Here is a 12,213-nt window from a genome sequence, read left to right as displayed (position 1 = left end):
CCAGGTGCCGGGCAGCGCTTCGAACCTGCTCGAATACCGCATGGCGCAGCACGGCCACGAAGTCGTCGGGTTCACCGTGCACGTGCCGCACTACCTGACGCAGACGGAGTACCCGGCCGCCGCGCAGGCGCTACTCGAGCAGGTGGCCAAAGCCGGCGCTCTGCAACTGCCGCTGACGGCGCTGACCGAGGCCGCCGCGGAGATACGGATGAAGATCGACGAGCAGGTTCAGGCGAGCGCGGAAGTCGCTCAAGTGGTGACGGCCCTGGAGCGCCAGTACGACGCCTTCATCGATGCTCAGGAAAATAGGTCCCTGCTGGCGCGGGACGAGGAACTGCCGAGCGGCGACGAGCTGGGTGCCGAATTCGAGCGGTTTCTGGCGCAGCAGGCCGAGAAGAAGTACGACGACGACGACAACTCCAAGTAGCGCCGGCGGCCGGTGAGCGCAGCGCCACCTGAAACGAATTCAGCGCTGACGGTGCAGCACAGCAGCCAAGTGGTGCTGTACGGGCTGTCCGACCGCACCCATCCGCAGCGAGTAGGAAAGCTCGTCGCCGTCTAGTCGAAAGGAACGGCCGAGCGCGGTGACCTCTTTGGCCGTCGGTGTCAATCCGACCTCAGTCGTCACCAGCTCGAACTCGATGACGTTGTCGCGCAACGCATAAGTGCCGACCTCGATCTCGGTGATTCCGCTCGGATGGGCCAGCACCAGCTCTACCTGGCCGGGCTGTGGCACACGCAGATAGCCGGCCTCGGCGTGCAGCGGCTTACCATCGGCGACCGCCTTAGTCTTCTGCCCGTAGCTCAGGAACGGCTTGCCCACGTGGGAGAAGACGACTTCTTCGAAGTACTCGAACGGCTCGATAGTCGGATACTCCCCCGCGCCGCGTCCTACCCAGCTGCCCAGCAGAGGTGCTAACGGCTCGAGGTTGGGGTGCAGGTCTGGGCGCATGAAGCAAGCCTAGGCCGCGGTATTCAGCCGGACGTACCTACCTTGCGATGGGCGCGCAGCGCCTCGATCTCACGTTCGAAATCGTCGGCGGACGAAAAAGACCGGTACACCGAGGCGAACCGCAGATAAGCCACCTCATCGAGTTCGCGCAACGGGCCGAGGATGGCCAGGCCGACCTCGTGGCTGGGAACTTCGGGTCCTGCGGCACGCACGGAATCTTCCACCTGCTGCGCCAGTAGGTTCAGTGCGTCGTCATCGACCTGGCGGCCCTGGCACGCCCGCCGCACCCCGCTGATTACCTTCTCCCTGCTGAAGGGTTCCGTGACGCCGCTGCGCTTGACCACTGCCAACACCGCGGTTTCCACGGTGGTGAATCGTCGTCCACACTCGGGGCAGGACCGGCGACGCCGGATGGCTTGTCCCTCATCGGTTTCGCGGGAATCGATCACCCGGGAATCAGGATGCCGGCAGAACGGACAGTGCATGGCCGCTCCTTTGCCGTGCCGACAACCGAGTGCGTAGAACACCCCGACAGTACGCGGTATCGGCGCTACGCACCCGATGGCCCTCAGCCCACAGGTGCGATCAGCGTCTGCCCCGCGGACACGGCGCTGGAATCCAGCGCGTTGAGGTTGCGAATCCGTTCAACCACCTCGCGAACCGGCGCGCCCGGAGCGACCCGGGCGGCGAGCTGCGGCAATGACTCACCTGGCTCCACCCGCACCACGGCGAGCGCCGCGGGGATGTCGGCCGACGAGTCCGCGGATTCACCGTGGGCCAGGCTGCCGAAATTCGCCATGAGCCCGAGCCACAGGGTGATGATTCCCGCCAGCAAGGCCAAGCCCACCGTGGTGCCCAACGTGACCGAGCGCCGACGGTGCGGCGCGATCGAGCGTGCGACACCGCTGCCGTAGTAGCGCAATGGCGTGCCGCCGGGCCGCGCCGGGCCTGGCCGAGTGGTCCGGGGCTGCCCCGTGCGGTAAGCGGGCGACTCGCTGATCGGCCTGTTGCCGGGCCTGTTCACCACCCGTTGCGCGTTCCATGTGCGCTGCGGGGCCGCGTAGATGAGTGCCATGCCGTTCCCTCCGGTCGACTACTTATCGCTCGTGTGTTCGACCCTAGTCGCTCAGATGTTCGATTTCGAACACCTGAGCGACGCGTGTCGGACGAGCAAAACGGTAGACCTCACCACCGACAAGGTCTTGACGGTGGCACCAGCTGGGTAACTTTCGAATACCCGAACGCGCCGAAAGTTACACACTTGTGATTCGGGTTTGTCTTTGCAGATCCACGCGCTTTCGCCCACGATATGACACGCCGGTCGAACACATGTTTGATTCTGTCCCCGGGGGCGGCTACATTCGGAGCCATGACCGACAGCAACGACCCCGCAGCAGCAAACCCGGACACCCGCTTGCACGCTGTTGAAGCGACGCTGACCGAGCGGCAACGCACAATATTGGAAGTCATCCGCGCATCGGTCACCAGCCGCGGCTACCCACCCAGCATTCGCGAGATCGGCGATGCCGTCGGGCTGACTTCCACCTCATCGGTGGCGCACCAGCTACGCACCCTGGAGCGCAAGGGCTACCTGCGGCGGGATCCGAATCGTCCCCGTGCCGTCGATGTGCGCAGCGCGGACGACGCGCTGACCCCGCCGGCTACCGAGGTCGCCGGCTCTGACGCGCTGCCCGAACCCACCTATGTTCCGGTTCTGGGTCGTATCGCCGCCGGCGGGCCGATCCTCGCGGAAGAAGCCGTCGAGGACGTTTTTCCGCTACCCCGCGAGTTGGTGGGCGAGGGCACGCTGTTCTTGCTGAAAGTGGTCGGAGATTCGATGATCGAGGCCGCCATCTGCGACGGCGACTGGGTGGTGGTGCGTCAGCAGAACGTCGCCGACAACGGCGACATCGTGGCGGCCATGATCGACGGCGAGGCCACGGTCAAGACGTTCAAACGGGCGGGTGGTCAAGTGTGGCTGATGCCGCACAACCCCGCCTTCGACCCGATACCAGGTAACGATGCGACCGTCCTGGGCAAGGTGGTCACCGTGATTCGCAGGGTGTAGGTGCCCTAGTCCGCGCGGACGAACCCGTTTGCCTGGGCGACTTCCTCATTGGCGAACCAGAATTCGGCCAGCGTGTCGTGATACAGGGCGCTGTTGGGCGCGTAGTACAGGCCGAACCGGGCGCTGGCCTTGATCGGATAGCCGTCCGGCGCCCGGTAGGGGTCGTCGACCAGCGGCAGGTGGATGGTCGGGCGCGCCGCCGCATTCGATCCGGCCGCGGCCGCCTGGGGCGCTGCAGCCACCGCCGTCTCCGCAGCCGCCGGCTCGACGTACCCGTCCGGGTCCGCAGCGGCGTGTCGCCCCTGCCGCGACTCGGCGACCTGGCCCGCCGCAGCGACCTGGCCGGCGCCAGCGACCTGGCCCGCATCGACCTGGCCCGCGTCATCATCCTGGCCCGCGTCAGCATCCTGGCCCGCCTCAGCGAACTGACCCGCGTCAGCGACCTGGCCCGCCTCAGCGAACTGACCCGCGTCAGCGAACTGGCCGGCGTCGGGGATCTCCTCATCCGCCGCGGCATCCGTCGGGTAGAAGACATCGGGGAACGCACCGTCTTCGGGGGCCGGCGGAACGTCCACGTCCGGCACCGGCGCGGCCGGAACGTGGATCTCCGGCACGGACACCTCCGGGGCGAAGTCCTCCGGCGACACCGTCTCGGCGACCTCGGGTTCGGCATGGACGGGCTGGCCGAACACACCGGCCGGCATGATCGGAGTGGTGGGCGTGGCGTCCGCTGCGTCGAGATCGTCGTCGTACTCGTGGTAGTCGTCCTGCTCGCCGAACTCGCCGACCTCGCCGAACTGATCGTGCTCGTCGTGTTCGTCGCCGTCGTCGGGTCCGGACGGGTATCCGGGGCCGGGCTCAGCGTGGTCCATCGAGGCCGCAGCGCCGCCGCGCGACCAGCTGACCCGTGGGGTCTCCCCCGCGTCCGCTACCGGGTGCTCCTCGGGATGCTCGACGGGCGGGAAGCGCTCGGCGCCGTAGTCGATGTCATCGTGCGGCGGCCAGTGCCCGTCGGACCGGGTGTCGAACTCGCCCACGTCGTAGCCCTGGTCGGGCTGGTAGGCAGTGGCGTCGCGCCCGCCGCGCCGCCGCCGCAGCCCCGCTACCACCAGCACGCACATCACGATCAACAGCAGCACCGGCACCGCCGCCGCCAGCCACCACCACTGGAAAGAAGACTTCTTGCCCGGCGGCGGCGAGGCGGAATTGGCGGGTTGGTTCTGCCCGGCGACCTGAAGACCGGACAGCAGTGGCGCCAGATTCGCCGGATCGGTGGCGAAGGTGTTCTTGGCCCGGTTCCACGAGATTTGCCCACCGGCGAATTTCTGCGACACCACGTCGCCTTCGATGGTCTGGTCGGCGAGTGGCGCACCGAGCTTGCCGGTAGCGCCCTTGAGCTTGTCCCAGGCGGCTTTCATGGCTCCCCGCACGACGAACGCGCCGTGGTCGGGAGTCCAGAAGATCACCGGTTTGTCGGCGGCGGAGAACATAGCGACACGGCTTGCCGGCGAAACACCGCCGTCGGCCTCATTGGCGACCGGAAAGCCCAGTTCGCTGCCTACCGGACCACCGAGTGCCTCGTACTTCTGCAGGATCGGCCCCTCGACGGCGTTCGCACCGGTAGCCGGGCTGAAGAAGATCTTGCCCCCGTTGAAATCTTGGGCGATGCCGTCGCCACCGATCGGGTACTGCTCGCCCTTCTTGGCGCCTAACGGTCCATTGGCCCCACCCGCGGCGCGCCAGGCCATGTTGATGGCCGCGGTGGGGTCGATCGCCACCTGCAAGCCCTTGAGCTGGTCGGCCAGGTTCGCCGGATTGGTGGTGAACTCCTTGGTCTTGCGGTTCCACGAAACCTGCCCGCCGGTGAACTTCTGCGAGGTGGTTTCAGCGTCGTAGGTCTCGTCCCCCGTCGGGGCGCCGAGCACCCCGCCGGAGCTACCGAGCTTGTCCCAGGCGGCGTTCAGTGCGCCGCGCACAACGAACGCGCCGTGCTCGGGAGTCCAGAAGATCACGGGCTTGTCGCTGGCGGCGAAGGTGCTCACGCGGCTGTCCGGTCCGGCCAACCCGGGAACTTCGTTGATGGTCGGGAAGCCCAGATCGCTGGCCGCCGCCCCGCCGAGCGACTCGTACTTGTCGAGGATCGGCCCGAACATGTATTTCGCGCCGGTGGCGGGGGTGAAGAACATCTTGCCGCCGTCGAAATCCAGTGCGAACCCGTCCCCGACTGGATACACGTCGCCCTTACGGGCGCCCAGCGTGGACGTGTCGCCGCCGGCCTTCTCCCATGCGGCCATCATCGCGGCCTCGGCATCGCCGATGGGAGACGCGGACGCGGTGGGCGCCCGCAGCGTCGTGACCAGCCCGAAGGTCAATCCGGTAGCCAGCGCGGTAACCGCCAAGCCAACCCACGCACGCCCGACCAGCTTGCTCAATTGACCCCTCTGCCCGTTCACCAAGCCTCCCAGCCGACGCCCTGCCCGCCTGGCGAGCCAGCGGATTCACCGCCGTGGGCCGTTCCCCAGCTCCGATCCACCTCGATACCGGGCTCGCATAACTTTGCTTTAGCGAACGAGAAATGCGAAGTCAAATTGTAAATGTTACGGAAACGGATATCGAGCCGATGTCGAAATGATGCCGTCCCGCGGTCATGTCGCGAGCAACCGCACTGCGGGCTGTGCCCCGGTTGGGTTACCGTGCCGGAGACGCAATCCCGCACGGGATGCCGCCTGACCACGCGAGAGGAAACCCAGCGCCGATGGGTGTTTCCGGCCCAGTCTGGGCGCTCACGATCGTCCTGATCGCGGCATTGATGCTGTTCGACTACGCCTTCCAAATACGCAAAACGCATGTGCCGACGCTACGTGAGGCCGCAATCTGGTCAACCTTCTATATCGGGACTGCCGTGGTTTTCGGTCTCGGTATAGCCGTTTTCGGCGGTATCCGCATGTCGATCGAATACTTCGCGGGCTATCTGAGCAACGAAGCGTTATCGGTGGACAACCTGTTCGTATTCCTGGTCATCATCGGCAGTTTCGCGGTTCCGCGCGAAGCGCAGCAGAAGGTGTTGTTGTTCGGTATCGCCTTCGCGCTGGTCGCGCGAACGGTGTTCATCGTGCTCGGTGCCGCCCTGCTCAGCACCTACAACTCCGCGTTCTATCTGTTCGGCCTGTTGCTGTTGTTCATGGCCGGCAAATTGGCCAAACCCGCAGAGGCAGAAGAAGGTAACGCGGACAACGTCGTCATCCGACTGGCGAACCGATTCCTGCACACCTCCACGCACTACAACGGCGACCGGCTGTTCACCGTCGAGGACGGCAAACGGGTGATGACTCCCCTGCTGCTGGTGATGATCGCCGTCGGTGGAACCGACCTGTTGTTCGCCTTCGACTCAGTGCCGGCGATGTTCGGGCTGACGCAGAACGTCTACCTGGTCTTCGCGGCCACCGCGTTCTCCTTGTTAGGTCTTCGCCAGTTGTACTTCTTGATTGACAACCTGCTGGACCGGCTCATTTATCTGTCCTACGGCCTGGCCGTGATTCTCGGTTTCATCGGCGTGAAGTTGATCCTGGAAGCACTGCACGACAACAACCTTCCGTTCATCAACCACGGCCAGCCGGTTCCGGTGGTGGAGATCGGCATCACGGCGTCGTTGTTGGTGATCGTCGCGGTCCTGGGGCTCACGACGCTCATATCGCTGTATTCAGCACGGGGACGCACCCTGAACCTCGCCGCCCGGGCCCGCCGGCACGCAGAGGAATACCTGAACCTGTTCGACGACCTACCCCAGCCGGTTCACCCCGACCAGCGACACCACATGTACGCGGCGCTGCTCCAGGTCGAACGCGAAATCGATTCGCTCCCAACGAAGTACAGCGCTGAGATCAGGCAGGACCAGGAGCTCGCGACGCTACTGCAATGCGCGCACGAAGCACACGACGCGCAGGGGTGAGCTAGACACCCAGCGTGCGGCCGATGATCTCCTTCATGATCTCGGTCGTGCCACCGTAGATGGTCTGCACCCGCGCGTCGAGATAGGCACGGGCAACGTTGTATTCGCGCATGTAGCCATAGCCGCCGTGCAGCTGCAGGCAGCGATCGATCAGGTGCACCTGCTTCTCGGTGGAGTACCACTTGGCCATGGCGGCCTGTTCAGCCGTCAGTTTCCCGTCCAGGTGCAAGGCAAGGAAGTTGTCCACCATGATTCGAACCACGGTGGCCTCGGTGGCCAATTCCGCCAGCAGGAACCGGGTGTTCTGGAAGTTGCCGATCGGCTTGCCGAAAGCCTTGCGTTCCTTGGTGTACTGAATGGTCTCTTCCAGCACGGATTCCATTGCGGTTGCGGCCATCACAGCGATGTTGATCCGCTCCTGCGGCAGGTTCTGCATCAGGTAGATGAAACCCATGCCCTCCTCGCCGAGGAGGTTCTCAGCCGGCACCTTCACATCCGTAAACGACAGTTCAGCGGTGTCCTGCGCGTCCAGGCCGATCTTGTTCAGATGGCGGCCGCGCTCGAAGCCCTCCATGCCGCGCTCGACGACCAGCAGACTGAAGCCCTGCGCACCCTTTTCGGGATCGGTCTGGGCCACCACAATCACCAGGTCTGAGTTGATTCCATTGGTGATGAACGTCTTTGACCCGTTCAGCACGTAGTGGTCGCCCTCTTTGACCGCGCGGGTCTTGATGCCCTGCAGGTCGCTACCGGTGCCGGGCTCAGTCATCGCGATCGCGGTGATCAACTCACCGGAGCAGAACTTCGGCAACCACCGCTGCTTCTGCTCCTCGGTGGCCAGGTGCAGCAGGTAGGGCGCGATGATGTCGTTGTGCAGGCCGAACCCGATACCGCTGTAGCGGCCCCGGGTGGTCTCCTCGGTGACGATCGTGTTGTAGCGGAAGTCGGGATTGCCACCGCCGCCGTACTCCTCTGGCACCGCCATGCCCAGGAAGCCCTGTTTGCCCGCCTCGAGCCAAACCCCGCGGTCGACGATCTTGGCCTGCTCCCACTCCTCGTGGTACGGCGCGACGTGCCGGTCGAGGAACGCGCGATAGGACTCGCGGAACAGATCGTGCTCGGGTTCGAAGAGAGTGCGCTGGTATTTGACGGCACTGCCCATGCGGGACGACCTCCGTTGGTCTGAGAAATGCGGGACTCTGCTGCCCAACATATACCAACCGGGTGGTTGGTAGGCACCTGGCGGGGCTGGCTCAGGCCCCGGGGCCGTATTCGCGCAGCACAGCGGCCAGCGCCACGGGGACCCTGGCGCGCAGCCGGGTGCCGTCGGCCTGGTGGTCTTCCTGCTGGACACGGCCGTCGGAGTGCACGCGCGCGACCAGATCACCGCGGTCGTAGGGAATCACGACGTCCACAGCGGTATCGGTAGGAACGGCGAGCTCCGCCATACGTTGGCGCAGCGCGTCGATGCCCTCGCCGGTGCGCGCCGAGACGAACACAGCTCCCGGCAGTTCGTGGCGCAGCTTGGCCAGCATCAGATCTCCGGCGGCGTCGACCTTGTTCACCACCAGCAACTCAGGCGGCGCATCGCCGCCGTGGTCGGTGATCACTTCGGAGATCACCTGCCGGACCGCGCTGATCTGCGCCAGCGGATTGACGTCCGAACCGTCGACCACGTGCACCAACAGATCGGCGTCGACGACCTCCTCCAAGGTCGACCGGAACGCCTCGACCAGCTGGGTGGGCAGATGGCGCACAAACCCGACGGTGTCGGTGAGCACGTACGGTCGGCTGTCCTCGAACATCGCGCGCCTGGTGGTGGGCTCCAGCGTCGCGAACAACGCGTCCTGAACCAGCACCCCGGCCCCGGTCAGCGCGTTGAGCACGCTCGACTTGCCCGCGTTGGTGTAGCCGACGATTGCTATCGACGGCATATCAGCGTGCAGGCGGCGGCTGCGCTGGGTGTCGCGGACCTGCTTCATCGCTTTGATCTCGCGCCGCAGCCTGGTCATCCGCTCGCGGATGCGGCGCCGGTCGGTCTCGATCTTGGTTTCACCGGGCCCACGCAGACCCACACCGCCACCGCTGCCGCCGGCACGGCCACCAGCCTGCCGGGACATCGACTCACCCCAACCACGCAGCCGCGGCAGCATGTATTCCATCTGCGCCAGTGACACCTGCGCCTTGCCTTCCCGGCTGGTGGCGTGCTGGGCGAAGATGTCGAGAATCAGCGCGGTGCGATCGATGACCTTGACCTTGACGGCTTTTTCCAGGGCGGTGAGCTGGGCCGGGGACAACTCGCCGTCGCAGATGACGGTGTCCGCGCCGGTGGCCACCACCACTTCGCGAAGTTCCTGAGCCTTGCCCGAGCCGATGTAGGTGGACGGGTCCGGCCGGTCGCGGCGCTGAATCAGCCCTTCGAGCACCTGCGAGCCGGCGGTCTCGGCGAGTGCGGCCAACTCGGCGAGGCTGGCCTGGTTGTCGGCCGCGCTGCCTTCGGTCCACACACCGACCAGCACCACCCGTTCCAGCCGCAGTTGGCGGTACTCGACCTCGGAGACGTCGGTGAGTTCGGTCGAGAGCCCGGCGACGCGACGTAGCGCCGAACGGTCTTCAAGTGCGAGCTCACCGACGCTGGGTACTGATGCTGGGGTGCCCATCTCGGGCGAATCTGGATAACTCATAGGCAGTTTCGATGGTGACACGTTGCGCCGCGCGGTGCACCCCAATAACTCACGCCGGCGCCGTCCACCAGCCCTCTTCCAGTTCGCCGGTGGCCACCAGCACAGACGGGCCGCGCAGGAAGCTGGTCGCGACGGTGACGGTGACGGTGACCTCACCGCCCGGGACGCGCACGGCCAGGGTGCCGGTATCGGCACCGGTGGTGGCCAACGCGGCGACTGCGGCCGCTACGGTTCCGGTGCCGCACGAGCGGGTCTCGCCGACGCCACGTTCGTGTACCCGCATGGTGACCGCACCGTCGACCGGGACGGTGAGTATCTCGATGTTGACGCCCTCCGGGAACTGGGCCGCATCGAATTCGACCGGGCCGCCGACATCCAGCGCAGCCAGGCCGGCCACGCTCAGATCTGGGTCGGCGCAGGCCAGATGTGGGTTTCCGACGTCGACAGCCAGGCCACTGAAGCGTTTGCCGCCAACGACGGCATGACCGGCGCCCAGCTTGCTGGCCTTGCCCATGTCGACGGTGACGTCGGCTTGGGTGGCGTCACTGTGGTGCAACGTGACCAGCCGCGGGCCAGCCAACGACCCGACGACGAACTCGTTACGCGATTCCAGGCCGCTGGCTCGCAGATAGTGCGCGAACACCCGCACCCCGTTGCCGCACATCTGCGCCCTCGATCCGTCGGCGTTGCGGTAGTCCATGTACCAGTCGGTGCCGCTGACGCCGTCGGGCAGCCGGTCGAGTACGCCGGCGTTGATCGCCGCGCCCGCGGTGGTGACCCGCAGGACGCCGTCGGCGCCGAGTCCCCGGCGCCGGTCGCACAGCGCGACGACCCGGGGAACCGACAGCGCCGCTCGGCAGTCCAGGTCGGGCAACAGCACGAAGTCGTTCTGGGTGCCGTGGCCCTTGGCGAATAACACCCGGTCAGGATACGTGCCGCCAGATCCGCACCGCATCGTCGACGGCGCCGCCCGCAGCGGCGTCCAGCCAATGCACCCGATGGTCGCGACGGAACCAGGACCGCTGGCGCCGCACATAGCGCCGGGTCCCGACGAAGGTCTGCTCGCGCGCCTCGCGCAGCGATTCCTCCGTCCCGCCGGCATCGAGTGCCGCGATTACCTGGGCATACCCGAGTGCCCGGGATGCGGTGACCCCCTCGCGCAACCCGCAATCGAGCAGTGCACGCACCTCCCCGACCAGGCCGTCGTCGAACATGGCATCCGTACGCCGCACCAGCCTCTCATCGAGATGCGTTGTGTCGCAATCCAATCCGATGATCACAGTGTCCCACCGGGGCACGCCGATGCGCGGCGCGGATGCGGCGAACGGCTGCCCGGTGAGCTCGATGACCTCCAGCGCACGCACGGTGCGCCGACCGTCGGTGGGCAGGATGGCGGCCGCCGCGGCCGGATCCCGCTGCGCCAGCTCGGCGTGCAACCGGCCCACCCCGATGTCGGCCAGGCGCTGCTCCCACCGGGCGCGCACCCCGGGATCCGTGGCAGGGAACGACCAGTTGTCGAGCAGCGACTGGATGTAGAGCATCGATCCGCCCACGATTACCGGCGCAGCTTCCCTGGCCATGATCGCCTCGACATCGGCCGCGGCCGCCTGCTGGTAGTGGGCGACGGTTGCCGTCTCGGTGACGTCGAAGACGTCGAGTTGGTGGTGCGCAATGCCGCGGCGCTGCGCGACGGGCAACTTCGCGGTGCCGATGTCCATCCCCCGGTAGAGCTGCATTGCGTCGGCGTTGACGATCTCGACATCGAGCTCGCGGCTCACTGCCTCTGCGACGTCCAGGGCGAGCTGGGACTTACCGGTGCCGGTGGGACCGATGATGGCGAGCGGTCTCACGGCTGCCAGACGCCGGCGAAATAGCCGACCCCGTAGGGCGCGCCGCGGTAGAACTCCTTGGCCGATCGCGGCCCGGACTCGCTCAGCCCGGCCAGTACCGCGAACGCCACCCGCCCCAGTGCCTGCCGGGGCAACCGGATGAGTGCGTCGACGTCACCGGCGGCCAGCGCATCGTCCAGAAGCTGCTGGGCATCGGCGCCGCTCGGGTCGTAACCGCCCGGGGCCCGGGGCGTCAGCGTGTTCACACCGTCGGCAACGATCAGCACGCCGATCGGATCGGGATCCTGGTCAATCTCGACCCGCAGCTGCCGGCCGCAAGCCTCCGCGGCCCCCGGATCAGCATCCTCGGCGTAGACGCGGACCTGGACGTTCGCCTCGGGGCGAACCTGTCCGCGTATCCAACCGGCCATCAGCGCGCACAGCGGCATTTCAACCGGGGTTTCGTCGCGTGACTGCGGCGCCAGCCGAACCCGCACGTCCACGCCGAATCCCGCAAAGCTTCCGGTGCTGTCAAAATTCACCACCGAATCGGTGTGGCTGACCCCGACCGCGATCCAGCGGTCCGGGAGCACGGCAGCCGCGGCGCGCACCGCCGCGGCCAGATCCGCCACCTCCTCGGCGGCGGCACCGGCGAGTTCGGGGACCAGCACCGGCGTCGACGGGACGATGGCGATGGCGCTCAGCACGCCACCAAACTAACTCCGGTGCCG

Annotated in this window: 12 protein-coding genes; 3 read left to right on the top strand and 9 right to left on the bottom strand. The window is 66.5% G+C overall.

Annotated features, from left to right (window positions below; all coding sequences use genetic code 11):
* Nucleotides 1-427 (top strand): PAC2 family protein (locus A5636_RS25100; protein WP_172827313.1); only part of this gene is annotated, 427 nt, incomplete at its 5' end.
* A 39-nt stretch (nucleotides 428-466) separates the two neighbouring features.
* Here the strand turns inward: A5636_RS25100 and A5636_RS25095 are convergent.
* The 3 genes from A5636_RS25095 to A5636_RS25085 all read right to left on the bottom strand — a co-directional run bounded on the left by A5636_RS25095 (nucleotide 467) and on the right by A5636_RS25085 (nucleotide 2,027).
* Complete coding sequence (locus A5636_RS25095) at nucleotides 467-952, bottom strand: peroxynitrite isomerase (RefSeq protein ID WP_065161346.1); 486 nt, start codon at nucleotides 950-952, stop codon at nucleotides 467-469.
* Nucleotides 953-975: 23 nt separating this feature from the next.
* A complete protein-coding gene (gene nrdR, locus A5636_RS25090) occupies nucleotides 976-1,437 on the bottom strand; it encodes a transcriptional regulator NrdR (RefSeq protein ID WP_065161357.1) in 462 nt (153 codons plus the stop codon).
* Between the two features lie 83 nt (nucleotides 1,438-1,520).
* Entirely contained in the window at nucleotides 1,521-2,027 is a 507-nt protein-coding gene (locus A5636_RS25085; RefSeq protein WP_065161345.1) for a LysM peptidoglycan-binding domain-containing protein, read from the bottom strand.
* Nucleotides 2,028-2,321: 294 nt separating this feature from the next.
* Between A5636_RS25085 and lexA the strand changes: the two genes are divergently transcribed.
* Entirely contained in the window at nucleotides 2,322-3,020 is a 699-nt protein-coding gene (gene lexA, locus A5636_RS25080; RefSeq protein WP_065161344.1) for a transcriptional repressor LexA, read from the top strand.
* 5 nt (nucleotides 3,021-3,025) lie between these two features.
* Here lexA and A5636_RS25075 read toward each other — a convergent pair whose 3' ends face one another.
* Nucleotides 3,026-5,473, bottom strand: a complete 2,448-nt coding sequence (locus A5636_RS25075; protein WP_081287990.1) for an LGFP repeat-containing protein — start codon at nucleotides 5,471-5,473, stop codon at nucleotides 3,026-3,028.
* Nucleotides 5,474-5,775: 302 nt separating this feature from the next.
* Here A5636_RS25075 and A5636_RS25070 point away from each other — a divergent pair, with 302 nt between their 5' ends.
* Nucleotides 5,776-6,969: a TerC/Alx family metal homeostasis membrane protein gene (locus A5636_RS25070; protein WP_065161343.1), complete on the top strand. Its 1,194-nt coding sequence runs from the start codon at nucleotides 5,776-5,778 to the stop codon at nucleotides 6,967-6,969.
* A 1-nt stretch (nucleotide 6,970) separates the two neighbouring features.
* Here the strand turns inward: A5636_RS25070 and A5636_RS25065 are convergent, their stop codons facing one another.
* The 5 genes from A5636_RS25065 to A5636_RS25045 all read right to left on the bottom strand — a co-directional run bounded on the left by A5636_RS25065 (nucleotide 6,971) and on the right by A5636_RS25045 (nucleotide 12,189).
* A complete protein-coding gene (locus A5636_RS25065) occupies nucleotides 6,971-8,131 on the bottom strand; it encodes an acyl-CoA dehydrogenase family protein (RefSeq protein WP_065161342.1) in 1,161 nt (386 codons plus the stop codon).
* Between the two features lie 91 nt (nucleotides 8,132-8,222).
* Nucleotides 8,223-9,653 carry a GTPase HflX gene (gene hflX / locus A5636_RS25060; RefSeq protein ID WP_065161341.1) on the bottom strand — a complete coding sequence of 477 codons (1,431 nt, stop codon included), beginning with the start codon at nucleotides 9,651-9,653 and terminating at the stop codon, nucleotides 8,223-8,225.
* Nucleotides 9,654-9,702: 49 nt separating this feature from the next.
* Nucleotides 9,703-10,572, bottom strand: coding sequence for a diaminopimelate epimerase (gene dapF / locus A5636_RS25055; RefSeq protein ID WP_065161355.1), 870 nt, complete (start codon nucleotides 10,570-10,572; stop codon nucleotides 9,703-9,705).
* Between the two features lie 4 nt (nucleotides 10,573-10,576).
* A complete protein-coding gene (gene miaA, locus A5636_RS25050; protein WP_065161340.1) occupies nucleotides 10,577-11,503 on the bottom strand; it encodes a tRNA (adenosine(37)-N6)-dimethylallyltransferase MiaA in 927 nt (308 codons plus the stop codon).
* The gene (locus A5636_RS25045) at nucleotides 11,500-12,189 is read right to left on the bottom strand and encodes a hypothetical protein (protein WP_065161339.1); all 690 of its coding nucleotides are present in this window, start codon (nucleotides 12,187-12,189) and stop codon (nucleotides 11,500-11,502) included. Before A5636_RS25045 ends, miaA begins: the two co-directional genes overlap by 4 nt.
* Nucleotides 12,190-12,213: the final 24 nt, after the last annotated feature.

It is taken from the genome of Mycobacterium asiaticum (genome assembly GCF_001673315.1).
GTDB classification, from domain to species: domain Bacteria; phylum Actinomycetota; class Actinomycetes; order Mycobacteriales; family Mycobacteriaceae; genus Mycobacterium; species Mycobacterium asiaticum_B.
This window is presented reverse-complemented; position numbering and strand designations above follow the sequence as displayed.